24 protein-coding genes are annotated in these 23,196 nt (G+C 66.8%); 9 read left to right on the forward strand and 15 right to left on the reverse strand.

The genetic code is table 11. The features are described 5' to 3' along the window. Positions 1-14: 14 nt before the first annotated feature. Together ACFQU1_RS25030 and pdxA are read right to left on the reverse strand one after the other, a co-directional pair. Positions 15-1,082, reverse strand: a complete 1,068-nt coding sequence (locus tag ACFQU1_RS25030) for an ABC transporter substrate-binding protein (RefSeq protein WP_378137915.1) — start codon at positions 1,080-1,082, stop codon at positions 15-17. Between the two features lie 82 nt (positions 1,083-1,164). Then, positions 1,165-2,220 carry a 4-hydroxythreonine-4-phosphate dehydrogenase PdxA gene (pdxA, locus tag ACFQU1_RS25035; RefSeq protein WP_378137917.1) on the reverse strand — a complete coding sequence of 352 codons (1,056 nt, stop codon included), beginning with the start codon at positions 2,218-2,220 and terminating at the stop codon, positions 1,165-1,167. A 346-nt stretch (positions 2,221-2,566) separates the two neighbouring features. On the opposite strand from pdxA, the gene ACFQU1_RS25040 reads away from it, so the two are divergent. The 3 genes from ACFQU1_RS25040 to ACFQU1_RS25050 all read left to right on the forward strand — a co-directional run bounded on the left by ACFQU1_RS25040 (position 2,567) and on the right by ACFQU1_RS25050 (position 5,609). Beyond that, positions 2,567-3,388: a DeoR/GlpR family DNA-binding transcription regulator gene (locus ACFQU1_RS25040; protein ID WP_378137919.1), complete on the forward strand. Its 822-nt coding sequence runs from the start codon at positions 2,567-2,569 to the stop codon at positions 3,386-3,388. Further along, complete coding sequence (locus ACFQU1_RS25045; RefSeq protein WP_378137921.1) at positions 3,385-4,482, forward strand: four-carbon acid sugar kinase family protein; 1,098 nt, start codon at positions 3,385-3,387, stop codon at positions 4,480-4,482. Before ACFQU1_RS25040 ends, ACFQU1_RS25045 begins: the two co-directional genes overlap by 4 nt. 302 nt (positions 4,483-4,784) lie before the next feature. Continuing rightward, positions 4,785-5,609, forward strand: a complete 825-nt coding sequence (locus tag ACFQU1_RS25050) for an alpha/beta fold hydrolase (RefSeq protein ID WP_378137924.1) — start codon at positions 4,785-4,787, stop codon at positions 5,607-5,609. Between the two features lie 63 nt (positions 5,610-5,672). Here the strand turns inward: ACFQU1_RS25050 and pncB are convergent, their stop codons facing one another. The 6 genes from pncB to ACFQU1_RS25080 form a co-directional block, all read right to left on the reverse strand. Then, on the reverse strand, positions 5,673-6,977 hold the full coding sequence (pncB, locus tag ACFQU1_RS25055; protein WP_378137926.1) for a nicotinate phosphoribosyltransferase: 1,305 nt from the start codon (positions 6,975-6,977) through the stop codon (positions 5,673-5,675). Positions 6,978-7,108: 131 nt separating this feature from the next. Continuing rightward, positions 7,109-7,744 (reverse strand): hypothetical protein, encoded by a 636-nt coding sequence (locus tag ACFQU1_RS25060; protein ID WP_378137928.1) that lies wholly within the window; start codon positions 7,742-7,744, stop codon positions 7,109-7,111. After that, a complete protein-coding gene (locus ACFQU1_RS25065) occupies positions 7,744-8,604 on the reverse strand; it encodes an ABC transporter permease (protein ID WP_378137930.1) in 861 nt (286 codons plus the stop codon). Before ACFQU1_RS25065 ends, ACFQU1_RS25060 begins: the two co-directional genes overlap by 1 nt. Further along, a complete protein-coding gene (locus tag ACFQU1_RS25070; RefSeq protein WP_378137933.1) occupies positions 8,604-9,359 on the reverse strand; it encodes an ABC transporter ATP-binding protein in 756 nt (251 codons plus the stop codon). Before ACFQU1_RS25070 ends, ACFQU1_RS25065 begins: the two co-directional genes overlap by 1 nt. Positions 9,360-9,395: 36 nt before the next feature. After that, the gene (locus tag ACFQU1_RS25075) at positions 9,396-10,385 is read right to left on the reverse strand and encodes a YVTN family beta-propeller repeat protein (protein WP_378137935.1); all 990 of its coding nucleotides are present in this window, start codon (positions 10,383-10,385) and stop codon (positions 9,396-9,398) included. Positions 10,386-10,418: 33 nt separating this feature from the next. Further along, positions 10,419-11,639, reverse strand: a complete 1,221-nt coding sequence (locus tag ACFQU1_RS25080; RefSeq protein WP_378137937.1) for an ABC transporter substrate-binding protein — start codon at positions 11,637-11,639, stop codon at positions 10,419-10,421. Positions 11,640-11,893: 254 nt separating this feature from the next. On the opposite strand from ACFQU1_RS25080, the gene ACFQU1_RS25085 reads away from it, so the two are divergent. The 5 genes from ACFQU1_RS25085 to ACFQU1_RS25105 are packed head-to-tail and all read left to right on the forward strand — an operon-like array spanning position 11,894 to position 15,703. After that, positions 11,894-12,583, forward strand: a complete 690-nt coding sequence (locus ACFQU1_RS25085; protein ID WP_378137939.1) for a (5-formylfuran-3-yl)methyl phosphate synthase — start codon at positions 11,894-11,896, stop codon at positions 12,581-12,583. Beyond that, entirely contained in the window at positions 12,580-13,200 is a 621-nt protein-coding gene (locus ACFQU1_RS25090) for a uridylate kinase (RefSeq protein WP_378137941.1), read from the forward strand. Before ACFQU1_RS25085 ends, ACFQU1_RS25090 begins: the two co-directional genes overlap by 4 nt. Then, the gene (locus ACFQU1_RS25095; protein ID WP_378137943.1) at positions 13,197-13,757 is read left to right on the forward strand and encodes a flavoprotein; all 561 of its coding nucleotides are present in this window, start codon (positions 13,197-13,199) and stop codon (positions 13,755-13,757) included. The genes ACFQU1_RS25090 and ACFQU1_RS25095 overlap by 4 nt, the downstream gene beginning before the upstream one ends. Further along, a complete protein-coding gene (locus ACFQU1_RS25100; protein WP_378137945.1) occupies positions 13,733-15,139 on the forward strand; it encodes a DUF6513 domain-containing protein in 1,407 nt (468 codons plus the stop codon). The genes ACFQU1_RS25095 and ACFQU1_RS25100 overlap by 25 nt, the downstream gene beginning before the upstream one ends. A gap of 3 nt (positions 15,140-15,142) precedes the next feature. Continuing rightward, complete coding sequence (locus ACFQU1_RS25105) at positions 15,143-15,703, forward strand: DUF447 domain-containing protein (protein WP_378137947.1); 561 nt, start codon at positions 15,143-15,145, stop codon at positions 15,701-15,703. A gap of 57 nt (positions 15,704-15,760) precedes the next feature. Here ACFQU1_RS25105 and ACFQU1_RS25110 read toward each other — a convergent pair whose 3' ends face one another. Further along, on the reverse strand, positions 15,761-16,837 hold the full coding sequence (locus ACFQU1_RS25110; protein WP_378137949.1) for a hydantoinase/oxoprolinase family protein: 1,077 nt from the start codon (positions 16,835-16,837) through the stop codon (positions 15,761-15,763). A gap of 77 nt (positions 16,838-16,914) precedes the next feature. Here ACFQU1_RS25110 and ACFQU1_RS25115 point away from each other — a divergent pair, with 77 nt between their 5' ends. Then, a complete protein-coding gene (locus tag ACFQU1_RS25115) occupies positions 16,915-17,610 on the forward strand; it encodes a HisA/HisF-related TIM barrel protein (protein ID WP_378137951.1) in 696 nt (231 codons plus the stop codon). Between the two features lie 150 nt (positions 17,611-17,760). Here ACFQU1_RS25115 and fae read toward each other — a convergent pair whose 3' ends face one another. The 6 genes from fae to ACFQU1_RS25145 form a co-directional block, all read right to left on the reverse strand. Next, the gene (gene fae, locus ACFQU1_RS25120) at positions 17,761-18,270 is read right to left on the reverse strand and encodes a formaldehyde-activating enzyme (protein ID WP_378137953.1); all 510 of its coding nucleotides are present in this window, start codon (positions 18,268-18,270) and stop codon (positions 17,761-17,763) included. Positions 18,271-18,400: 130 nt separating this feature from the next. Beyond that, positions 18,401-19,279, reverse strand: coding sequence for a triphosphoribosyl-dephospho-CoA synthase (locus ACFQU1_RS25125; RefSeq protein WP_378137955.1), 879 nt, complete (start codon positions 19,277-19,279; stop codon positions 18,401-18,403). After that, positions 19,279-20,190: a RimK family alpha-L-glutamate ligase gene (locus ACFQU1_RS25130; protein ID WP_378138368.1), complete on the reverse strand. Its 912-nt coding sequence runs from the start codon at positions 20,188-20,190 to the stop codon at positions 19,279-19,281. The genes ACFQU1_RS25125 and ACFQU1_RS25130 overlap by 1 nt, the downstream gene beginning before the upstream one ends. Positions 20,191-20,203: 13 nt before the next feature. Further along, positions 20,204-21,178: a methenyltetrahydromethanopterin cyclohydrolase gene (gene mch, locus ACFQU1_RS25135; RefSeq protein ID WP_378137957.1), complete on the reverse strand. Its 975-nt coding sequence runs from the start codon at positions 21,176-21,178 to the stop codon at positions 20,204-20,206. Then, the gene (locus ACFQU1_RS25140) at positions 21,123-22,310 is read right to left on the reverse strand and encodes an ATP-grasp domain-containing protein (RefSeq protein WP_378137959.1); all 1,188 of its coding nucleotides are present in this window, start codon (positions 22,308-22,310) and stop codon (positions 21,123-21,125) included. The genes mch and ACFQU1_RS25140 overlap by 56 nt, the downstream gene beginning before the upstream one ends. Continuing rightward, on the reverse strand, positions 22,297-23,190 hold the full coding sequence (locus ACFQU1_RS25145; protein ID WP_378137961.1) for an NAD(P)-dependent methylenetetrahydromethanopterin dehydrogenase: 894 nt from the start codon (positions 23,188-23,190) through the stop codon (positions 22,297-22,299). The genes ACFQU1_RS25140 and ACFQU1_RS25145 overlap by 14 nt, the downstream gene beginning before the upstream one ends. Between the last annotated feature and the right edge of the window lie 6 nt (positions 23,191-23,196).

Genomic DNA, 23,196 nt, shown 5'->3' on the forward strand with positions numbered 1-23,196 from the left:
CAACGAGACCTCGGCTATTTCGAGTATTTCAGCTCGAAGGCCGCCGCAGCCGCTTCGGGCGTATACACGCGGGAATGGGCCTTGAAGTCGTAGGGCGGCACGCCGGCGGGGAAGTCGGCCTGGAACTGCGCGATCCGGTCCTGGGTCAGCGGCAAGAGCTTCAGCTTGACGTTGTCCTGCGCCTTCGGCACCGGATGGCCCTTGATCTCGTCATAGAGCATGACCAGCGCGAAGCCGCCCTGGAGCCAGTGGCCGCCGATGTCGAACAGCAGGTCCCCGTTCTTGACCGCGTCGACATTTTCGGGATTGAGGTCCATGGCGACGACGACGACATCCTTGCCCGGCTTCTTGCCGGCATTCTTGAGCGCCGTCATGACGCCCGTCGCCGTGCCGCCATTGGCGGCCCATACGCCCTTGATCTCGGGATGGCCTTGATAGAGGGACTCGAACACGGTCTGGGACGTATCCCGAACGAAGTTGCCGTCCACCTCGCCAGCGACGACCACCTCGGGATGGCTTTTCAGTGCATCCTCGAGCCCTTTGCGACGGTCGATCGCGACAGAGGTGCCCGCCGTGCCGTTGACGACGCCAATCACCTTTTTGCCGTTCGCGTCCGGCTGCATGGCCGCGAAGAGCGCTTCGGCCATCTGACGCCCGGCGTCCTGGTCGCTCGGCCCGACAAAGGCCTTATAGTTCGGAAAGCGGCTCGTCTGCGGCGCGAAATCGGGATAGCTGTCGGTGAGGATGACCGGAATGTCGGCGTCCTTCGCCAGCGTCAGCCCGCGGGCGGCCGTCGCCCAATAGGGCGTGAAGATGATGCCGTCGACCGGCCGGGCGACGAGGTCTTCGAGCGACTTGACCATCTGGTCGGGCTTGTTGTCGGCATTGAGCACGACGAGATCGACGCCGAGTTCCTGGGCGCCCTTCTTCATGAAATCGACGTAGTTGTTCCAGAACTGCGCAGCGAGCGTCGGCACGACGACGCCGATGACCGGCTTGTCCTTCGACGCGAGCGCCGGGCTGGCGAGCAGCAGTGGCGCGGCGAGCGCCAGGATGGCGTTGCGGATCCGTTTCAAAATCATCTTTCCCCTCCCAAGTGCCGGCCTTTTTTGAAGATACCGGCCAAGTCGATTGACTGATGTCCGCTCGCCGACCGGCGCGGGCCTAGCCTGCAGCTTTTTTCGGTTGTCCCCGGCGTGCCTTCGCCAGCGCGATCGCCAGATCGATCGCCTCGATCAGGCTCGTCTCGCTGGCAATGCCTCGGCCGGCAATATCGAAGGCCGTGCCGTGATCGACGGACGTTCGGATGATCGGCAGGCCGAGCGTGACATTGACGCCGCTGAGCGCCTCCCACCGACCCGTCTTCTCATCGACCGAGAAGCCGAGCAGCTTGACCGGGATATGCCCCTGGTCGTGGTACATCGCGACGACTGCGTCGAACTGCTTGGCATGCAGCTTGACGAAGACCGTGTCCCCCGGAACCGGCCCCTCGACGTCGAAGCCGCGCTCGCGCAGCTTGCGGATGGTCGGCTCGACGACGTCGATGTCCTGACGGCCGAAGAGCCCGCCTTCCCCGGCATGGGGATTGAGCGCGGCCACCGCGATGCGCCGGCGTTCCAGGCCGAGCGCCTGCAAGGCCTCGTCGGTCAGCGCGACCACCCGGCCGATGCGTTCCGGGGTCACGCGGCCGGGCACATCCGCGAGCGCGACATGGGTGGTGACATGGCTCACCCGCATATGGCCGTGGGCGAGCAGCATCACCGAATCCCGCGCGCCCGTGAGGTCGGCCAGGAGTTCGGTGTGCCCGCTATAGTGATGGCCGGCGAAGTTGAGCGCTTCCTTGCTGATGGGGCCGGTGCAGATCGCGTCCACCGCTCCTTCGAGCGCCATATCGACGGCGCGCGCGATCGCGTCATAGGCGATACGTCCGCCCTCGGCCGTCGAGCGTCCGACAGGCACCCGCGTCCCCGCACCATCGACATCGAGAAAGCCGATCGCGACGGATCTGTCCGCCGCACGGTCCGCGGTCACGGCAACGGAGGCATCCGCGATCCCGAGCGCCTCGATCGCCGCCTTATGGGTCGCTGCCGACCCCACGAGCGCCAAGGCGAACTCGCCCGCCTCGATGCGCGGCTTCAGCGCCGATGCGGCACGCGCCATGATCTCCGGACCGATCCCTGCAGGATCCCCTGATGTAACCGCGATCCTCGGACGAAACACCGGCACTCCTCGCTCCCAAAATTTACCAGACGCTAGCCTAACGGCTTTTGAATGGGAAGCCAGAATGTTTCAAACGATTTCATGGCCTGTCAGGCCATATGTAAGCTGTTGAACTGTAAAGGCTACTTCACCCACAGGGTGACGCAGTCCTATGTTTCGCAGTTGCGTGTCATATCACTTTATTGCAAAAACGGTCATCAGGCTTGCATGGATCGGGCCGGCGAAATGAGAGAATTTGGAAAGAGCGGATCCAGCGGATGATCGTCTGTGACATACCGGCCTGTCAGAATGCGTCTTGATCAGCGATTCTGCTCACCGCCCGCACAGCAGACCGAGTGACACCGCCATGGCCACAAACCGTCGCCCCGAGCTCATCCCGGCCCAGCGTCGCGCCTTTATGCTCGAGCACATCCGCGAGCGTGGAGCGGCCTCTATCCAGGAGCTGGCCGAGGCGATCGGCATCTCGATGTCGACCGTGCGGCGGGACCTCGAACATCTGGAGGAACGCGGCTATCTGGAGCGTGCGCACGGGGGTGCGCTGATCCAGAAGCAGCTACAGACCGCCTTCGAGCCCGAAGCGGCGATCACCGCCGAATTCGACAGGCCGGAGAAGGAACGGATCGGCCAGGCGGCCGCGGCCAGCTTGCATTCCGGCGAGAGCGTGATCTTCGACAGCAGCTCGACCGTGCTCGCCGCCGCCCAGGCCTGCGTCCAGCGTGGCATCGCGCTGACAGCCGTCACCAATGATCTCGGCATCGGCCAGACGCTCGCCTCCGGCAACACCGTCCGGACCGTCGTCCTGGGCGGGACGGTGCGCGCGGGATCGCTCACCACCCTGGGCGAGCCGGGGCAGAACTTTCTCGGCGATCTCAATGCGGATGTCGCTTTCATCGGCACGCATGCGATCCACGGGACAAGCCTGACGGAGACATCGCTCGAAGCAGCCGCGATGAAACGTGCGATGATCGCCGCCGCGCGCCGGGTCGTGCTGCTCGCTGATGCCTCGAAATTCAGGCCGGCCGCCTTCTGCCGGATCTGCGACATCACCGCCATCCACGAACTGATCACGGACGACCGCGCGGATGCGGCGGAGATCGAGCGACTGCGGGATCTCGGACTGACTGTCACGCTCGTCCCCTCCCCCGCCACGAGCACGGCGGCGGCGTGACCATCCTCCGCCTGATCGCCGACGACCTGACCGGCGCCCTCGATAGCGCCGCGCAGTTCACCGGCGTCGCGGGCCCCCTGCCGGTCCTTTTGGAGCCGCCGGCGACCCACCCCGCTGGTTCCTTCGCCCTCGACCTGTCTTGTCGCGACGGCGCGGAAGCCGCCGCCGTCGACGCCGTCCAGGCAAGCGCCTCCTGTTACCGGGGCGCGGATATAGCCTTCAAAAAGATCGACAGCCTGCTCAGAGGCCACTGGGCAGCCGAACTCACGGCGCTCGCCCGCACGCGGCTCTTCCGGCGGATCATTCTGGCGCCCGCCTTCCCCGCGCAAAGGCGCGTAACGCGGGACGGCCGGCAGGCAATCTTAGAGGCGAGCGGTGATGTGACGCCGATTGCGATCGACCCCGTCGCCGCGCTGTCGAAGCGGGGTGTCACGGTCCGGCGCGATGGCGATCGCGCCTCCGTGCCTGATGGCGAGACGGTCGTGCATCTTTGCGATGCCTCGACCCAGGCCGATCTCGACGACATCGTGCGCCGGGAAAGCGCAGGGCGCGATCCCGTGCTGTGGTGTGGCGCGGCCGGCCTGGCACTGGCGCTGGCGGACAGACCACCGGCAACCGTCACGCCCGAACGGCTTTCCCACCTCGTCATCATCGGCTCGATCCACCCCGTCACGCGCGGCCAGGTCGAGGCACTCACCGGAGCGCATCCCGCCTGGATCGGCTCGTTCGACGCGGATGGGCGGACGAGCGCGTCTCGTGTCATGACAACAATGGAGCGGCACGGCCGCTGCGTGGTCGCCGCCGACCTTCCGCCGGGCTTGGCACCGGTGCAGGCAGCGCAACTCTTCGCGTCATGGTTCGCCGACATGGTGCCTCATCTCGCGCGGCCGGAGGTGCTGACGGTCGTCGGCGGCGAGACATTCGCCGCCTTGTGCCGAAGCCTCGGAGCGCATGCCCTTGCCGTCGAGGGCGAGTGTCAGCCGGGCATCCCGGCGTCGCGCATGATGTCCGGCCAATGGTCAGGCGTCAGCTGCTTCTCGAAATCCGGCGCCTTCGGCGAGCCGGACTGGCTCTGCACGCATCTGGGCCCGTGACGCCAGCACCGACGTTTGCCGTGTGAGGTTAACGGCCCGAACCACCGCATCGTTCGGACATCATCCTGCAACAAACGCGGCCTAGACGGTGCCCGCCTTCCCTGGCACGATCAGTGCGGGGGACGAGTGGCCGGAGATCGGAACGTTTTACTGATGGGCCGGACGTCAAAAGATGCGCACCGTCCCATCCGCCCCACGCAGCCCATAAGCGGCGCTGCCGTCGTGGCCCTCTGTTCTGAGACTTCCCGCCCAAGCTTCGACCAATCTCAGCGATTGTCCATCGCCAGCCAGAGGGAAATACAATGAGCACCATCACCACAAAGGACGGCACGGAGATCTTCTACAAGGATTGGGGCTCGGGTCAGCCCATCGTCTTCCATCACGGCTGGCCGCTCAGCGCCGACGACTGGGACAACCAGATGCTGTTCTTCCTGGACAAGGGCTATCGCGTGATCGCCCATGACCGGCGCGGACACGGCCGTTCGTCGCAAACACCGACGGGCCACGAGATGGACACCTATGCGGCGGATGTCGCCGAGCTCGCCGCGGCGCTCGACCTGCGCGACGCCATCCATGTCGGGCATTCCACCGGCGGCGGCGAGGTCGCACGTTATGTGGCGAGATACGGCAAGGGCCGGGTTGCGAAGGCCGTGCTGATCGGCGCGGTGCCGCCGATCATGGTCAAATCCGAGAAGAACCCTGGCGGACTGCCGCTCGAGGTCTTCGACGGCTTCCGGGCGGCGCAGGCCGCTAACCGGGCGCAGTTTTTCCTCGATGTCGCGAGCGGCCCCTTCTACGGCTTCAACCGACCGGACGCCAAGGCGGCGCAGGGCGTCATCTGGAACTGGTGGCGTCAGGGCATGATGGGCAGCACCAAGGCGCATTACGATTGCATCAAGGCCTTCTCCGAAACCGACTTCACCGAGGATCTGAAGGCGATCGACGTACCAGTCCTGATCATGCATGGCGATGACGACCAGATTGTCCCGATCGCCGACTCGGCCCTGCTGTCGTCCAAGCTCGTCAGGAACGGCACCCTCAAGGTCTATAAGGGCTTGCCCCACGGCATGTGCACGACGCACCCGGAGATCGTCAATCCGGATTTGCTCGCCTTCATCCAAGGCTAGCGCCGGCCGGGCGGATGGCGGCCGAGCGTACCATCCGCCCCTTCGCCGCCGACGGCCAGGAGATCACACCGTCACCGATTGGGCCGCATGTCCGGCGGTGCCGAAGACCCTCAGGTAGCGTTCGATCTCGGCCGGTTCGCCGCTTGCCTTGTTCGGATTGTCGGAGAGCTTCACGGCCGGACGGCCATTGGCACGGCTCACCTTGCATACGATCGAGATCGGGTCGAGGCCGTCGAGCGGCTCCGGGGCGCAGCCCCGGAAGTCGTTAGTCAGATTGGTGCCCCAGCCGAAGCTCATGCGTACCCGCCCGTCGAAATGACGAAAGGTCGCTTCGATGGAATCGACGTCCATGGCGTCGGAGAAGACCAGAAGCTTTTCGCACGGATCCCGGCCCTTGGACTGCCACCAGCGGATGATCGCCTCGCCCGCCTCGATCGGCGGCGCCGAATCCGGCCGGAAGCCCGTCCAGTTCGCCACCCAATCCGGTGCATTGCGCAAAAAGGCGGCGGTGCCGAAAGTGTCCGGCAGCACGATCAGCAGATTGCCGCCGTAGAGCTTTTCCCAATCCTGCAGCACGCGGTAGGGCGCCTCGCTGAGGGCTGCATCGTCCTCGGCAAGGGCCGCGGCCACCATCGGCAGTTCATGGGCATTGGTGCCGATCGCCTCGAGATCGTTGTCCATGGCGAGCAGGACGTTGCTCGACCCGATGAATGCCGGGCCAAGCCCTTCCTTCAGCGCCTCCACGCACCATCGCTGCCACAGGAATCCGTGCCGCCGGCGGGTGCCGAAATCGCTGATCTTCAGGCCCTCCAGCTGACGCAGCTGCTCCACCTTGTTCCACAGCTTCGCCTTGGCGCGGGCATAGAGCACATCGAGGGTGAAGCGCCCCATGCGCCGCATGGCGGCACGCGCCCTGAGCTCGTTGACGATGGCGAGCGCCGGGATTTCCCACATCATGGTGTGGGTCCAGGGACCGTCGAAGGTCAGTTCGAACTGGCCGTCGACCCGCCGCAAGTCGTAGTCCGGCAGGCGGAATTCCGCGAGCCACGCCAGGAAGTCGGGATCGAAAATCTGGGCGCGGCCATAAAAGGAATTGCCGGCGAGCCAGATCATCTCCTTTTTCGAGAGGCGAAGCGTGCGCGCGTGGTCGAGCTGGTCGCGCAGCTCGGCCTCCTCGATCTCCTCGGCAATCCGCACGCGCTTCGTGCGATTGATGAGAGAGAAGGTCGCGTTCACGTCCCGGTGGAGGCTCCAGATCATCTGGAGCATCAGAAGCTTGTAGAAATCGGTATCGAGCAGGCTGCGGATGATCGGGTCGAGCTTCCACGTGTGGTCGTAGACCCGTTTGGCAATGTCAGTCGTCGCCATGATGCAGCCTGCCCGAAGTTTCGCCGGTAGCTTGACGATTGTCGCGGAGTTCCAGCGTGTTTAACAGGCCTTGACGATCCAATCTTCCTTCGGTGCGCAAATACAGCGGCAGCGGGTCCGTCTCTGACCAGCTAAAGCCGCGCCTGAATCTTCCGGGCGATCTCGAAGGCGCGCTGCTCCAGGATGGTCGGCGTTTCGCAGACATAGCGCAGGGATTGGCGGCGCTCGGTGAAGATGCGCGTGTCCCATTTGAGGCGCGTCTCCAGATCCTGCGACTCCTTCGTCTCCGGAGCGGTCGGCGTGTCCTTCACCTTGCTGAGCTCGTCGCTTTCCTCACGGATGCGCTCGGCGAAGCGCTGCTGGCCGCGGGCGTAACGGGTGATGCCGTCGAGGATGCGGCTGCGCTGGTCGTTGATGACTTCGAGCACCCCCGCGAAGACGCGGGTGAGCCGCGCATCCTTGTCGGGGCCGAGCGTCTTGACGAAATCGTCGAGGAGGGCATCGACCTCCGACAGCTGCGTGCGGCGCGAGGCAAGCGTCTGGGCGAGCGCGGCAGCCTGGTTGTCCTTCGTCCAGTCGCCGGCCTCCTCGAGCGACGGCCCGGACCAGACGGCGCCTGCGCTGATGGTCGGCACCTTGCGCTGCGCGCAGGGCCAATCGGGATCCGTATTGGGCCGGCCGGTTTGCGCAGCCGCTGCGAGCGGCACGAGGGCCACCAGCGCGGCCCCGGTCAGAGTGGCGGCCAGTGTCCTCAGGGCGTGACGCATCAGGCTTGTTCTCCCTTGGGGCCTCCGCGCCGCGCCATGATGCCCCGGCCGGGGTCATAGGCGAGCACGGATGCGACGAAAAATACGATCAAGGTCCCGGTCACGACGGCGAAGGACACGGGATTGAACGAGAGATAGAGCGCAAAGCGCACCAATTCGATGGCATGGGTGAAGGGATTGGCCAGGCAGATGATGTAGAGGAGTTCGCTCGCCTCACGAATGCGCCAGAGCGGATAAAGCGCCGAGGAGGCGAAGAACATGGGAAAGATCACGAAATTCATTACGCTGGCGAAATTTTCGAGCTGGCGCACGAAGGACGACAGGAAGAGGCCGATCGCCCCGAGCATCAGCCCTGAAAGAATGAAGGCCGGCAGGGCCGCCACATAGCCCCACAGCGGGATGTCGACCTCCCAGAAATAGGCGATGGCGAGAAAGGCATAAGCCTGCAACAGCGACACCACCACGCCGGCGGTCAACTTCGAGAACAGCAGAAACCAGCGCGGAAACGGGCTCGTCAGCAGCACCCGCATGGAACCGACCTCGCGGTCATAGACCATGGACAGCGAGGACTGCATCCCGTTGAAGAGCTGCACCATCACCGCCAGCCCCGGCGTGACATAGACCTCGTAGAGCACATAGGTCTGGTAGGGCGGGATGATGGAGACGCCGAGCACGTTGCGGAAGCCGGCGGCAAAGATGAACAGCCAGATCAACGGCCTGACGAGCGCAGAAAGGAAGCGCTCGCGCTGATTGACGAAGCGCAGGAGCTCGCGCCGGACGATGCCGGCAAGACAAGTCCAATAGCCGGCGGGGCCGAGATGGCGCCGTCCTTCGGCGGGAACGATCGCGGGAGCGGACATCAGACGGCCTCCGGTGCCTCAGAGGCATCCGTGAGCGCGCGGAAGGCCTGCTGCAGGGAGGTCTCGCCCCCAATGTCACGCGCCGCACCTTGCGCGACGATCTCGCCCCTGTGCAGCACATAGACGAGATCGTCCGGCTCGACCTCGTCGAAGATATGGGTCGCCCATAGGACGGAGAGGCCCTGCGTCCGCACGAGATCGCGCACGATGGACAGAATGGAGGCGCGCGAGGCGAGGTCGAGCCCGACGGTCGCTTCGTCGAGCAACAGCAGTCGCGGGTCATGGATGAGGGCGCGGGCGATCTCGACGCGGCGCGCCTGGCCACCGGAGAGGTTGCGCACCTTCTCGTCGATGCGCTCGGCAAGCCCGACGCGTCCCAGGAGCTCGGCGATGCGCGCCTTGACCGCCCTCCCCCGCAGGCCGTGAAGGGAGGCGTGGTAGGAAAGATTTTGCCGCAGCGTCAGGTCCGGGTCGAGGGTGCGGCTCTGGAAGACCACGCCGAGTTCGGCGAGCGCCTCGGACGGCGCCTGGCGGAGATCGCGCCCGAAGACATGGATCTCGCCGCTGCGATTATTGTAGAGGCGGGTGACCACGGAAAAGAGCGTCGTCTTGCCCGCGCCATTCGGGCCGAGCAGCGCAACGAAACGGCCCCGCGGCACGGCGAGCGAAACATCGCGTAAAGCCTCGCGCCTGCCGAAGCGATGGCCGACGCCGCTCACGTCAAGCGCGGCATCACCCATGATGGTGCCGTGCATCACGGCCTCCCGAATGGCAACTCGCTGCCGCTGCGATCATTTCGGCGAGACGACCACTCCCCAGGGATAACGCCCGACGGGAATCGACTTGACCACCTTCAGGTCGGGCACGTCGATCACTGATACGTCTCCCGAGACGCCATTGGTGGTGAGCAGGAGCTTCTCATCCGGCGTGAAGGCGACATGCCAGACCCGTTGCCCGACGAGCAGATATTTTTCGACCTCGTAGGTGTTGGCGTCAATCACCGCGATCCGGTTGGCCGGTCCGAGCGCCACGAAGGCCTTCGTGCCGTCCTTGGTCAGCGCCATGCCGACCGGCTGGATCGCCTCCTGCTCGACGCCGGGGATCTTGAACTCGATCGTCTTCAGGATCTCGCGCGTCGCCGGATCGATGACCGTGACGGTGCCCCCCACTTCGGCACTGACCCAGAGCTTCTTGCCGTCCGAGGAGAAGACGGCATAGCGCGGCCGCGAATCGACGAGCACGCTGTCGATCACCTGGTAGGTGCTCGTGTCGATGAAATGGGCCATGTTGGTCGTCTCGGAGGTATTGACCAGGACTTTACCGTCCGGGCTAATCCCCATGCCCTCCGGCTCCACGCCCACCGGGACCTGAGTGAGGATCTCGTTCTTCTCGATGTCGAGGACGGTGACCTGATTGTCGTTCTCGTTGGCGATATAGAGCGGATTGCCCGAGGGATTGAGCACGAAGAGCTCGGGATCGGCGCCGGAGTTCAAGGTGCGCACCACTTTCAGGGTAGCGGTGTCGAGCACGGCGATGGCATCGTCGTCGCTGATGCAGACATAGACGAATTTACCGTCCGGGCTGATGGTGATGCCACGCGGCCGACGGCCGATATCGATGGTCTCCTTGACCGTCATGGTATCGGTATCGAGGACGCTGACGGTGTTCCCCTCCTCGTTCGAGACATAGGCCGTGAAGGCGAAGGCCGAGGAAGCCATGGCCGAGAAGGTTATGGCCGAGGTCACGACGACCGCCGATGTGATCACGATGGCGCGCAGCATGTGAGCTTGTTCTCCTCCCGTTCGTTCAGACCGTTATTGCAGACGACAAGCCGATTCCGGCTCGTCCGTGCCGAGCGAATCGAGCGGTGAGCGCTGGTGCAGGAACTGTGTCTGCGGCGATACCGAAACGAGCAGCATCGGCTGAGCGAGCAGAAGCGGCTGCCGAAGCTGGTGATCCCAGGTGCGAAAGCTCAAGGGCACGCCCTTGAACGCCGCGAGCTCGAAGTCCGGCGAGGTCAGAAAGCGCGCAACGGCCGCTGGATCGGCCCCCTTCGTCCGCGTCACCGCCTCACCGATAGCGCGCACGGCCGTCCAGGCCTGGTAATCCAGCGGGCGCATGTAACGCTTGGCGGCGCGCAGGAAGCGGCTCTGCAGCTGGGCGGCACCCCAGGCGTCCTGCGCCCGGTGCCAGGAGGCGGCGATGAGCCCCTGCGTGCCTGCGACGAGCTTCGGATCCCAGGTGTGGTAGGGGATGTAATCGCCGAAATCGCCCTCTTCGTCGGCGACGATCATGATGTCGTAGTCGGTTCCGCGGGTGAAGACGAGCGCTTCCGCCTGTATGGGACTGTCCGCCCGCGCGCGCGCCAGCGGCCCGAATTCCCACGGCTTCTCCGCCACGATCTTGAGCCCGAATTTATGGGCCGAGCGTTTCAGCGCCTCGGCATAAAGCTTGTCACCCGGTGCAGGCCCGGTGATGAGGAAGAGCCGGCTCCAGCGCTTGACGGCGAGATATTGCACGAGCGCATCGGTCAGCATCGCGCGGCTGGGGGCGACATGATAGACATTGGCCCGGCAGTCGGCGCCGCGCAGGCTGTCGTCCGTGGCGCCCGCGTTGAAGACGACCACATCGCGACCCTTGAGGGCATCGGCGACGGCGACGAGATCGTTCGCCGGCAAGGTAACGACGAGGAAGCGCACGCCGGCATCGGCGAGCTTGACGGCGGCATCTGCCGCCGATTGATCTTTCTCGAGGACAACTTCGGACAGCTTGTAGTTCTGACGAAGGAACCGCCCGGTGGTGGCATTGTCCGTCAGGCCGACGCGCGCCCCGGCAAGGCCTTCGTCCTGCGGCAGAGGATCCACCACATAGGGCAGCGGCGGCGGCAGCTTGCGCATCATGAAGCCGATCTGCACATCGACGTCGCCGGCGGCCTGCGCGTTCGCCGGAACTGGCAGCCAAAGGGCCGTCACGAGAGCGAGCAGCCCCGCGAATGCCGCAAATATACGGCCCGCGAGCAGGATGCGAATGGTCATGGCGATGACGTTTCCTCCACCCTGAGACTAGCAGGTCGATCCCCAGGCAAGCAACGGAATAAGCCTAAGGGATTCCTAAGCTCATCGCGCCTTGCCAGGCCCGCATCATCTATGCCAGCTTCCCGATCGACATTGGATTTATGCGGTTCTTCTTATAACGATCGCGAGATCGAATCGGCCCTTGACCAGCTACCCTGACGGTGGCACCGCAAGCGGGCATACACTGAATTTCGCCTCATGGAGATCAACGCCGAATGACGCGGCTGCTCGTCAGTGTGAAAGACGCTGCAGAGGCCGAACTGGCCGCAGCGGCGGGCGCGAACCTGATCGATGCCAAGGACCCGGCGACGGGTGCGCTCGGCGGTCTTTCGCGTGGCGCCGTCGAAGAGATCCTGCGCGCCGTTGCCGGCCGCCGGCCGGTGAGCGCCGTCGTCGGCGAGCACGACGAGCCGGCTGCGGCCATGGCGGCGGCGCGGGCGCTCGCCGGGACCGGCTTGTCCTTCATCAAGATCGGCTTCGGGCCGGGCCTCAGCAGCGAGGCGGCGGTAGCGCGCCTGAAGCCCGAGGGGCTGCCGCCGCTCGTCGCCGTCTTCTTCGCGGACGAGGACCCGCCCTTTCATCTGCTTCCTGCTCTCGCCCAGGCCGGCTTCCACGGCGCGATGCTCGACACGCGCGGCAAGCGGGGCGGCGGGCTCACCACCCATCTGGCGCGCAAGCGCCTCGCCGCCTTCGTCGCGCTGTGCCGCGCTCATGCCCTCTTTTGCGGGCTCGCCGGGTCGCTGCATATCGCGGATATCGACAGGCTGGCGCCGCTCGGCGCGGATTATCTCGGCTTTCGCGGGGGCCTTTGCCGCGGCGGCAACCGCCTCAACGGACTTGATGCGGAGGCCGTCCGGACCGCCGCAGGCCGCCTTGCGCTCGCCTCCACCGGGGTTCCGGCATGAACCGCCCCGAAAAGCCCACAGCCGTCGTGAAGATCGGCGGCAGCCTCTATGGCACCGCGCGCCTCGACCGGGTCGTCGCCGAGGTGCTCGCCGCGCCCGTACCGAGTGTGATCGTGCCCGGCGGAGGCCCCTTTGCCGATGCGGTGCGCGAGGCGCAGAGGCGCCTTGGCTTCGACGACCGCCTCGCTCATCGGCTCGCCCTCGACGCCATGGCGCAGGCGGCCGAGGCTCTGGCAGCGCGCCATGCGCGCCTCGTCGTCGCTGCGACCGCCGCAGAGATCGCGGCGGCGCACGGCGCCGGCCTCATACCCATTTGGCAGCCGCATGCCTTGCGGGCCGGACATCCCGATATCCCGGAGAGCTGGGACGTGACCTCGGATAGCCTCGCCCTCTGGCTCGCCACCCTGCGCGGCGCGGCGCGGCTCGTGCTGGTGAAATCGCTCGATGTCGCCTCGGCATCCCCTGCGGCACTCGCGGCGGCCGGGATCGTCGATGCCGCCTTTCCCGTCTTCGCGGCGCGCTATGACGGCGATATCGTGATCGCCGGCCCCGCGGCGGACGCGAGCCTCTCCGCATTGATCGCCGGCACCGTCGCGAAGGGAGCCCAGGCCGCATGAGCGCCAAAGTCAAGACGCCGCGTCTCGCCTGGGCCCTCACCGGCTCCGGCCATTTCTTCACGGAATGCCTGGAGCTGATGCGCGAGGTGCCGGACCTCGACCTCTTCGTCACCAAAGCCGCGGCGGAAGTGGTGCGGATGTATCGCGAGAAGCTCGATGCCCTGCCGAAAAACGTGCGCATCTTTCGCGACACGACGGCGAGCGCTGCCCCCGTCGGGCTCTTCTATCAGGGCGTCTACCACACGCTTGTCGTGGGTCCGGCAACCTCGAATACGGTCGCCAAATGCGTCTATGGCATTTCCGACACGCTCGCGACCAATGTCTTCGCCCAGGCCGGCAAATGCCGCATTCCCTCTATCGTTTTCGCTTGCGACACGGCGCCGGAAATGGACACCATGGCGCCCGGAGGGATGGTGAAGGTCTGGCCGCGGCGCGTCGATCTCGACAATGTCGACCGCCTGCGCAGCTTCGAGGCGACGACCGTCGTCGAGACGCTCGATGAGCTCACCGGCGCACTCCGCGAAAGGCTCGCATGCGTGAGTGCCTCTGCCTCATAACCGGCCATATGGCGAAGCCGCGTCTGACCAAGGTGATGGAGAGCCTGGGCCGGGATGCCTTCGACTGGACCATTGTCGATGCCGGCGTGAAGGTTGCGGCGCTGATGACGGAGGAGATCATCCGCCGCCGCGTCAGCCTGCCGGAGGGCACCTCGCGCGTCATCCTGCCGGGCCGCTGCCGGGCGAATGTCGATGTGCTCTCGCGGCATTTCGGCGTGCCCGTCGCGCGCGGACCGGACGAGATCGTCGACCTGCCCGCCTTTTTCGGCCGCGGCGCCCAGCCGCCGGACCTGTCGCGCCATGACCTCACGCTCTTTGCGGAGATCGTGGATGCGCCGCATCTCGCGCCCGCGGAGATCCTCGCCCGGGCAGCCGCCCTGCGCACCAAGGGCGCCGACGTGATCGACCTCGGCGGCTTGCCCGACACGCCCTTTCCGCATCTCGAAGCGACGGTCGGCCTGCTCAAGGGCGAGGGCTTTCGGGTCAGCGTCGATTCCTTCTCGCGCGACGAGCTCGAACGCGGCGCCAAGGCCGGGGCCGATTTCCTGCTGAGCCTCAACGAGGACACCCTCGAGCTTGCCTTCGACCATCCGGCCGTGCCGGTGATCGTGCCGACAAGGCCCGGCGACATGGCCTCGCTCATCCGCGCCGCCGAGCGGCTGGCTGCCGCCGGCAAGCCCTTCATGGCCGATCCCATCCTGGAGCCGATCCATTTCGGCTTCACCGCCTCGATCGCGCGCTATGCCGAATTCCGCCGGCTGATGCCGCAGGCCGAGATGCTGATGGGCACGGGCAACCTGACCGAGCTCACGGATGCCGACAGCCTCGGCGTCACCGCCGTCCTCCTCGGCATCTGCTCGGAGCTCTCCATCCGCAACGTCCTTCTCGTGCAGGTGAGCCCGCATACCCGCCGCACCATCGAGGAGCACGACGCCGCGCGCCGACTGATGTATGCCGCGAAAATGGACGACGCCCTGCCCAAGGGCTATGGCGCAGCTCTTCTCGCCTTGCATGACAAGCGCCCCTTCCCCAATGCACCGGCGGATATCGCGGCGGTCGCGGCGCAGGTGCGCGACGCCAATTTCCGCATCGAGGTGGCCGAGGACGGCATCCATGTCTACAACCGCGACCTCCATGTCGTGGACACGGACGCGCTCGCCTTTTTCCCGAAGCTCGGGGTGGAGGCGGACGGCGGTCACGCCTTCTACCTCGGGCAGGAGCTCGCCAAGGCCGAAGTCGCCTGGCGGCTCGGCAAGCGTTATGTGCAGGACGAGCCGCTCGCCTGGGGCTGCGCGGCCGATCCGCCGGCGGCCGAAGACTCGACCGTCTTCAAGGAGGCGGGCCACACGCTGCGCGCCAAGCGCTACAAGGATGGTGCCTAAGCGATGGCCTTCATTCTCGAAACGGTGGTGACGACCCGCAACGCCGACGGCAGCCATCACCTCGCGCCCTATGGGCTGATCCAGGATGGCGAGGGCTATGTCATCGCGCCCTTCCACCCTTCACCGGCCATCGAGAACCTGAGGCGCCGTCCCTTCGCGGCGGCAGCGGCACCCGTCGACCTCCGGGTAATCGCCGGCGCGGTGACAGGCAGGCGCGACTGGCCCACCGTGGCCTGCGAGACGATCGACCTCGTGCGGCTGGCCGACGCCTTCGGTCATATGGAGCTCGCGGTCGAGAGCGTCACCGAGGACGCGCTGCGCCCGCGCTTCCGCTGCAAGGTGGTGCACAGCGCAAGCCACCTGCCCTTCGTCGGCTACAATCGGGCACAAGCAGCAATCATCGAGGGCGCCATCCTCTCGACCCGGCTCGATCTTCTCCCGCGCGAGAAGATCGAGGCGGAAATGGCCTATCTCCGGATCGCCATCAGCAAGACCGCGGGGCCGGTCGAGCAGGAGGCCTGGGGCTGGATCGAGGAAAAAATCCGCGACGGTCTCGGCAGCTGAACCGCCGGTTCAGCTAATTTGTGAGCTGAGACCGGCTCGTCGAGTCGAGTCAAAGGCTTACCGGCCATTCCTGAACGATTGTTGCAGCTCGACGGAGCTTGCGAGCAGGCCCACCGCCACCGCCGGCGCGCAGGACGCCGTCCAGCCGCGCGTGCCCTCTTCGGCCGGCACGAGCTCGGCCAGGTTGCGGCAGGGCCGGTTGAGGCGCCCTGCCAAGGCCTCGACGATGCCGGTGCCGACGCCGCAGGCGATGACCGGAGCGTCATCCGGCAGACGGCGGCCGGAGAGCACCTGCGTCGCCGCGTCGTGGATGCGGCGCAGCTGCAGCTCAGCGAAATGGGCGGCAAGGTCGCGCCAAGCCTCGTCCGATGCCTCGCCGGCATCATGCCCGACCATGCGCGCGAGGCGCACGCAGGTCTCCGCCAGGCTCTTGCCTTTGCCGTCGGCCGCCTCCTGCTGGTCGGCCTCCTCCGGCAGGCGGCCGAGCAGGCGATAGACATCGGCCGTGGTGGCGAAATATTCGGCCATCAGAGAGACGAGGCGGCCGCCGAAAGGCACCTGGCTCGCGAGCGCCACGAGCGGCGTCCGCACGAGGCCGGTATAGACGAGTTCGCCGGTCGCGAGCCGTTCGGCGTCGGTATAACCGGCAGCAGCAGGCAGTCCGGCGGCGATGGGGATGATGTCCGTCGTCGTGGAGCCGATATCGACGAGAAGCGCCTCGCCGACGGCACGGCCCACGAAGCCCGCCGTCGCGTGCCAATTGGCCGAAGCGATATCGGCGACATGCGCAGGAACGGCGTCCGGCGGCAGAAATTCCGCGCGGCCGCCATAGATCGCGACCGGGCCGGTGAGGCGCGTCTTCGCCCAGTCGACAAGAGCGCCCACGCCTTCCGCGCGGTTGCTGAAGAAATCGGCGAGTTCGCCGGTCATGGTCACGGCATGCAGGGCGTGTTCACGGGTCCATTCCGGCAGGCCGGCCAGCGCCTCGTCCAGGGCGACAGGACCTCGCCAGAGCAGACAGGGTGCCTGCACGACGGCCTCGACCCGGCCGGCGACGATGCGGGCGGCCTTGACATGGATGCCGCCGAGATCCCACCCAATAACGACATCCGAGCCTTGCGGCATCATGCTCATAATGCTCCTGAGGGAAATCTACGGGCCGCAGCGCGAAGGCAACGCCCATTGTCGGGCCACCACGGGGGCATCAGGCCATGGCTGAAACGGCCGTCGACATCATCCCGGTCATCGATCTGCAGCACGGGCTCGTCGTCCGCGCCAAGGCTGGCGAGCGTGCGCGCTATGCCCCCATCGTCACGCCGCTCAGCGCCACGGCCGATCCGGTCGACGTGGCACAGGGCCTGCTCGCCGCCGTGCCGGCCAAGCGGCTCTATGTCGCCGATCTCGACGGCATCGAAGGCCGCGGCTCCGATCATGCGAGCCTCGCGCGTCTTGCGGCCGCCTGTCCAGGGATAGAGCTCTGGGTCGACAGCGGCTTCGCCGCCGACGCCGAACTCGGCGCCTTCCTCGACAACGGGATCGGAAAACCGGTCCTGGGCTCGGAAAGCCAGGGGGATGGCGAACTCTTTGCGCGCTGGCGCGACCATGTCGTGCTGTCGCTCGACTTCCGCGGCGAAGGCTTTCTCGGCCCACGGACGCTTCTCGATGACAGCGACTTGTGGCCCGAGGCGGTGATCGTCATGACGCTGGCGCGCGTCGGCACCGGCACAGGGCCAGACACCAAGCGGCTCGCCGCCATCAAAGCCAGGGCACCGAACAGCCGGGTCTATGCCGCCGGGGGCTTGCGCGGGCCGGAGGACCTACGCAGGCTCGAAGCGCTCGGCATCGCCGGCGTGCTCGTCGCCTCGGCGCTGCACGATGGTCGGCTCGGCCACCGAAGACCCCGCTGAAGAGGCCCACCTCGGCACAACCGTCAGAGAGACGGCGGGAAGGCGCGATGCCTCCCCGCCCCGCTATCGATTGAGGAATATGGCAGCCAACCGCTGAAGCAGGCCTTGACTTGCAGGCGAAGTTACGCCCTGCCCAGGGTTGTCCCCTTCCTAATTGGCAGCGAAGGGATGCTGCGCCGAATTGCGCTGCTCGGTCACCGTGCGCGCGTTGGGCTCGCCGCGGATGGCGCGCTCGATCGAGAGCTTGGTGGCCTCGTAGTTGTATTGCTGAATCTTCTTGTCGTCGTTGGCTTCCCAGTGAATGAAGACGCCGACGCAGATGAAGATGTCGTCCGCCTCTTCAATCGGGATGGTACCCTCGGCCACGGCATCCTGAACCGCCTTGGCCACGCCATGCTGCGCTGGGCCGAACATCTGCACGGCCTGCTTGGCTTCCTTGATCGTGACCTTGTTGAACAGGATCGTGTTGGGCTTGCACGGCAGGTTCGGCGCGATGACCGCAAGAAGGGTTGTGAAACCGTCCTTGTTATTGGTCAAGGCGGTGGCAAATGCCGTTTCAGCCACGCTACCGCGAGGTCCCATGATCAGATCGATATGGGCAACTTCGTTGCCATCACCGACCAGAGCCTCACCTACCATCAACTTGTTGATCTTCGCCATCTGCTAGTCCTCCCTAAGAGAACGAAGAAAAAAGACCGGCGCCGAAGGGTACTTTGGCGGCCGGACCGCCTATCCTTGTTTTCAGCATTCGGCATGCGCCGAACCGGTTGGCCAGATAGCTCCGAGGAGCCTAGCCGGGGCCACGCCCGCCAGCAAGGCTTTCCGCACCAATTTTTCGTTCGACGGCCACTGCATTCAGGAAGATCGTCGCAACGGTGAAGTCTGCGCTCGTGCCCGGATTGATCCCTTCCCCCTTCAGTTCCGCGTCGAAGGCGAGAAGTGCGTCACCATTAGCCGGGCCGAGCTCCGATCCGGCGGCGATCGCTGCCGCCCTCTCCCGGATCCGCTCCGCCGTCTCCGCCCCGAATTTCCGGGCGATATGGCTGTCCGGCACCGCGGCGAGAAAAGCGAGATAGACCGCCGTCACCGTCCAGGGCTCGGCGGGGCCGCGCCCTTCAGCCTCGTGCAGGGCCGGCAGGCCGACGGCAAAGAGATCCTCGAAGCCCGTGACATAGGCGCGGGCGATTCGATCCCGGCCGGCAGCCGCGGCCATGGCCTCACGCAGGGTCACGCGCGGCGGCTCGGCTACGTCGTGGCTCTCCGACCGCCCGAGACCGCCGGGAGAGGCACGCCGGATCGCGGCATAGACCTTCGCCGCATCCGCAACGTCGAGGCTGTCCAGCGTGGCCCCGAGATTGGCGCGGAGTTCCCCCGGCCGCTCGGCGGCGGCGGCGATGGGCGCGGACAAAAGGAGAATGCCGAGATTGGTGTTCATGCCGAGCCGCGCCACCGTCGCCTCGACGGCGTCGAGCACGCGCTCGCCGATCCGGGCACCAGTGCGGGCGAGCGGCTCGGCCGAGGCATTGGCGCTCGCCTCGAAATCCGCCACCGTCATGCCGTGCCCTTCGGCAAAGACATGGACATTGCCTGGCTTCAAGGCGGCGAGCTCGGCGAGGCAGGCCTTGCGGTAAAGCCGCGCGATCACGCTGCTATCGAGCGCGCGCGCCATCACGATGCCGCCGCGAGGCGGAGCGGCCGCGCAGCCCGCACCGCCTTGAGGAAGCCGTCGACGACCGTGCTGGCGATGTCCTGTTCGGTCACCGTCTGCAGGCCGGACCAGGACGGCATGCTGTTCACCTCGAGCACGAGAAAGCCTTCCGCGCCATCCTCGATCAGATCGACGCCGCAATACTGCACGCCGACGGCCTCCGCCGCCGCCACGGCGAGCTCCTCGGCACGCGCCGGCACGGCCCAGGGCCGCGGCCGCCCGCCCCGGTGGACATTGGTGATCCAGTCGTCACCTTCGCGGATCATGCCGGCGACCATGCGGCCGTCGCAGACGAAGACGCGGAAATCGCGCCAGGGCCGGCCGGGCCGCGGCACGAAGCGCTGGAGGTAGTAGACGCGCGCGACCTCTTCGGGCTCAGGCAGCTCCTCCGGGCGGCGCACGAGCCTGAGGCCCTCGCCCTGCGAGCCGAAGAGCGGCTTCAGCACGAGCGGTGCGCTTTCACTGGCCTCGCGTGCCACAACCGCCGCTGCCGCCTCGCGGCTCGACAGCACGAAGGTGTCGGGCGTCGGCAGTCCGGCGCGCGCGATAAGCAGGCTCGTCATGGACTTGTCCACGCAGCGCTCTATGGCCTGTGGCGCGTTCCAGACCACCGTGCCGGCAGCGGCGAGCGCGTGCAGCACGCCGAGCCGCATGGTGGTCGCTTCGAAGGTGCCGCCAGCGATCGTGCGCAACAGGAGCCCGTCCGGCAACGCGTCGGCCAAGCCGGGGATGCGCAGGGGCTCCCCACCTCCCGTCACCACCGCGACGTCCGCCAGCGAGAACAGCACGGGCTCGATACCGCGGGCTCTCAGCGCCTCGCGCAGGCGGCTGCGATGCCACTCGCCATTGTCGGCAGCGAGCCCGATGCGCACCCCCTCGCCCGGCTCAGCCGAAGGAAGCATCGACCAGCTCCGGCACGAGCCGCCCGGCGCGATAGGTGCGGCCGCTCTCCAGCGCCGTCACCATCACCTCGGCCGGGCTGAAGAGATGGCCGTCGATGGCGTAGAAATCGCCCTTGAAGCGGGCGAAGATCTCGGCGAAGGGCGCGCCGTGGTCGCGCGAGGTGGTGCTCGGCAACGCCTCCGTGAGGTCCTTCGCCTCTGCGTCCGGCCCCATCACGAAGAGATGGATGCGCCCGCCATAGATGATGGCATCGTTGGTGCGCCCCATGGCGACGACGAAATCGGGCGCGGGCGGCGCGAGCGGCGCGCTGCCGAGGCCGTCGACGACCCGCTCCAGCGGGAAACCCAGGGCATGCACCTTGTGGAGACCGACTTCGAGCACGCGGGCCACCACCTGCGTGGCGCCTGCGAGGCTTTGGGTGGGCGCATAGATGAAGGTGAGGCGATCGGTCTCGAGGCCCGTTGCCGCGGCGACCTTCTCGACGATGACCGCGGGCGGCGGCTCACCGGTTTCAAGCACCAGCACGGCGCTCTCGGCCGGGTCCGCATAGCCGAGCTCCTCGAAGAGGGTTTCGGCGCGGGCGGCCGCACGGCCGGGGCCGGAGCCAAGCGCGAAATAGTTCTGGCCCTCGGCCTCCGAGGTCAAGCTCCAGCCGGCATATTGGCTGCCAAGGCAGGCGAGAACCGGGTCTGTGGTGTGCACGGTGACCGAGAACGGCCAGCGCGATACCGGCCCCAACGGGCCGAAGGTCACGGTGCCGAGCCCGCCGAGGCAGATCTCGGCGATGCGTCGCCCGGCCTCCAGCGAGCCGGGCACGCGGGCGCCGGCGTCGATGATGCGGGCTCCTCCGGGTCCGGTGGTCACCGCCAGCCTGAGCGCGGCCGCCTCGGCGGCCAGGCGCTCAACCAGCGGTGCTGCGAGCGTATTGACGCTCGGCCGCTGCGTCGTTTCGTTCACGGTTGATGTTCCTGTGTTGGATGAGACGCAGGACCTCGGCAGCGCGCGTGTCGAGCAGGATGCGTGTCATCGAGGCGTCGGACGCCGTAGCCCAAACGGTGGCGACCGGTGCCCCCGCCGGAATCCGGCTGCCGGGCGGCGGGCGATCCATGACGTAATCCGGCCAGGCAACCCCGGCAACCCGCTCGACCGCGGTCGGGGCATAGACGATCATGGCGCCAGCGGCGTCGCTCGGAGCGGCTTCGGCCGGACCGAGGCTGCCGCGAACCGCCGCTATATGGCGGGCGAGAAGCGGCGTCGGGCGCCGGTCGATGACGTCGAGCGTTGCGCCGGGACGCGGATTGATTTCGAGAAGCCACCAGCGCTCGCCATCGACGAGGCAATCAGCGCTGATGAGGCCGCGGAGACCGAATTCCGGCACGAGGCGGGCGATCGCCTCGGTCATCTCGGCGGCAAGGCCCGCTGCGACCGTTTCCGGCTCGATGGCGCCGCCGTAGCGCCACGGCGCCTGCGCCGACGGCGCCGTCCATTGCCGGGTGGTCGCGACCACCTGAGCGTCGCAGCCATCGGCGAGCACAGCCAAGGAGACGGGAACGCCAGGCAGGCAGTGTTGGGCATAGCAGCCCTTCGGCAGGCTCGCAGGCCGCGCTCGCCTGATATGGCTGCCGCCGGAGCCGCCGGCCTGCTTCACCAGCCAGAGGTTGGGATCCTCAACGGGATATAGCGAAATCGGCGGATGCGGAACGCCATGCCGCGCACAGGCTGCGGCGAACTGGGCGGGGTCCTTGACCCCGGCCATGCTCGCGGCCGACGTGCCGAGCAGAGTGAAGCGCTCGGCAATGGCCGCGACCAGCGCCGGCCGCCCCTCGAAACCGCTGCCGAGCACCACGCCGAGCACCGGGCGGGCGGCCTCGGCCGCGAGCGCATCGAGCGCGGCGAGAACACCGGCAGCGGCGATGCCGCGGCCGAGGCGGCCCGTCAGCGGCCGATAGCCGGCGGCGAGCGCCAGCGTGTCCATGTCGCCGAAGAGGTCGGCCACATAGGGCGCAAATCCCGCCCGCCGGGCGGCGGCGGCGAGCGCGCGACCCGACTGGGCCGCGACGAGCAGAGCTGGCGCTTCAGCCGGCGACATCGCGCGCAAAGGCGTAGGCGTCGCGGAAATCGAAGGCGAGTGGCTTGTCCGTTTCCAGCATGCGTCGGAAGAGACCGGATTCCGTCTGGTATTTCACATTGCCGATGGTGAGCGCGCCGATCGCCAGCGCCTTGCTGCCGTTGAAAGGCTCAGCCTTGGCCATGACGCCGACGCCCTCGATACCGGCCGGCGGAACGGCGTTCACATCGGCAGCGATCAGGAGATTTTTCACCGCCGCGACCTGGCTGGCATCCAGGATATTCACGCCCGCGGGTCCGGCCGAAAGAACGATATCGGCATCGCGCACGGCCGCCTCGCTGGCGGCGCGGCTGCTGCCATCCGCCGGCTCGACCGTCACCCCGAAGCGCTCCTTCATTTCCGCGGCAATGCCGGCGACGCGCTGCACGCCGTCGTGTCCGGCAATCACCGCGGTCGCGCGTTCGAGAGCGGCGAGCACGGCCGCGCAATAGGCCACGACGCCGGTGCCGCCGAAGATCACGACGCGCTTGCCCTTCAGATCCGTGCCGTGCTTGTCGCGCAGCGCCTTGGCGACCACTGCGACGAGCGCCGCCCCGGTGGTGAAGGAGCCGGCCGGGTCAGCGAACAGATTGAGCTCGAAGGGCGGCACGAAGGCTTTCTTGGCCGCATCGAGCATATCGAGCGCAAGCCCCGCCTTCTTGCCGGCGATGAAGATTCCGGTGCGCTTGCCGTCGTTCGGCGCGCGGGAAAATATGGCGTCCTGCACGAGGCCGGTGACCTCTTCGAGCGTCACATTCGTGTAGGGCACGACCACGTCGAAGCCGGCATCGGCTGCCATGTTCACGTCGAAGGGGCTCATATGCTTGAGCGGCGAGAGCATGTGCAAGATCGAGCGGCTCATGGTCGT

Origin of the sequence: Chelatococcus sp. GCM10030263, assembly GCF_042666455.1 — a bacterium.
Classification (GTDB): Bacteria; Pseudomonadota; Alphaproteobacteria; order Rhizobiales; family Beijerinckiaceae; genus Chelatococcus.

Excerpts from the sequence above, each read along its gene's own strand:
- ACFQU1_RS25030 (WP_378137915.1), bottom strand. The coding sequence starts at position 1,082 with ATGATTTTGAAACGGATCCGCAACGCCATCCTGGCGCTCGCCGCGCCA.
- ACFQU1_RS25040 (WP_378137919.1), top strand. The coding sequence starts at position 2,567 with ATGGCCACAAACCGTCGCCCCGAGCTCATCCCGGCCCAGCGTCGCGCC.
- ACFQU1_RS25050 (WP_378137924.1), top strand. The coding sequence starts at position 4,785 with ATGAGCACCATCACCACAAAGGACGGCACGGAGATCTTCTACAAGGAT.
- pncB (WP_378137926.1), bottom strand. The coding sequence starts at position 6,977 with ATGGCGACGACTGACATTGCCAAACGGGTCTACGACCACACGTGGAAG.
- ACFQU1_RS25060 (WP_378137928.1), bottom strand. The coding sequence starts at position 7,744 with ATGCGTCACGCCCTGAGGACACTGGCCGCCACTCTGACCGGGGCCGCG.
- ACFQU1_RS25065 (WP_378137930.1), bottom strand. The coding sequence starts at position 8,604 with ATGTCCGCTCCCGCGATCGTTCCCGCCGAAGGACGGCGCCATCTCGGC.
- ACFQU1_RS25070 (WP_378137933.1), bottom strand. The coding sequence starts at position 9,359 with ATGCACGGCACCATCATGGGTGATGCCGCGCTTGACGTGAGCGGCGTC.
- ACFQU1_RS25075 (WP_378137935.1), bottom strand. The coding sequence starts at position 10,385 with ATGCTGCGCGCCATCGTGATCACATCGGCGGTCGTCGTGACCTCGGCC.
- ACFQU1_RS25080 (WP_378137937.1), bottom strand. The coding sequence starts at position 11,639 with ATGACCATTCGCATCCTGCTCGCGGGCCGTATATTTGCGGCATTCGCG.
- ACFQU1_RS25085 (WP_378137939.1), top strand. The coding sequence starts at position 11,894 with ATGACGCGGCTGCTCGTCAGTGTGAAAGACGCTGCAGAGGCCGAACTG.
- ACFQU1_RS25090 (WP_378137941.1), top strand. The coding sequence starts at position 12,580 with ATGAACCGCCCCGAAAAGCCCACAGCCGTCGTGAAGATCGGCGGCAGC.
- ACFQU1_RS25095 (WP_378137943.1), top strand. The coding sequence starts at position 13,197 with ATGAGCGCCAAAGTCAAGACGCCGCGTCTCGCCTGGGCCCTCACCGGC.
- ACFQU1_RS25100 (WP_378137945.1), top strand. The coding sequence starts at position 13,733 with ATGCGTGAGTGCCTCTGCCTCATAACCGGCCATATGGCGAAGCCGCGT.
- ACFQU1_RS25105 (WP_378137947.1), top strand. The coding sequence starts at position 15,143 with ATGGCCTTCATTCTCGAAACGGTGGTGACGACCCGCAACGCCGACGGC.
- ACFQU1_RS25110 (WP_378137949.1), bottom strand. The coding sequence starts at position 16,837 with ATGAGCATGATGCCGCAAGGCTCGGATGTCGTTATTGGGTGGGATCTC.
- ACFQU1_RS25115 (WP_378137951.1), top strand. The coding sequence starts at position 16,915 with ATGGCTGAAACGGCCGTCGACATCATCCCGGTCATCGATCTGCAGCAC.
- fae (WP_378137953.1), bottom strand. The coding sequence starts at position 18,270 with ATGGCGAAGATCAACAAGTTGATGGTAGGTGAGGCTCTGGTCGGTGAT.
- ACFQU1_RS25125 (WP_378137955.1), bottom strand. The coding sequence starts at position 19,279 with ATGGCGCGCGCGCTCGATAGCAGCGTGATCGCGCGGCTTTACCGCAAG.
- ACFQU1_RS25140 (WP_378137959.1), bottom strand. The coding sequence starts at position 22,310 with ATGTCGCCGGCTGAAGCGCCAGCTCTGCTCGTCGCGGCCCAGTCGGGT.
- ACFQU1_RS25145 (WP_378137961.1), bottom strand. The coding sequence starts at position 23,190 with ATGAGCCGCTCGATCTTGCACATGCTCTCGCCGCTCAAGCATATGAGC.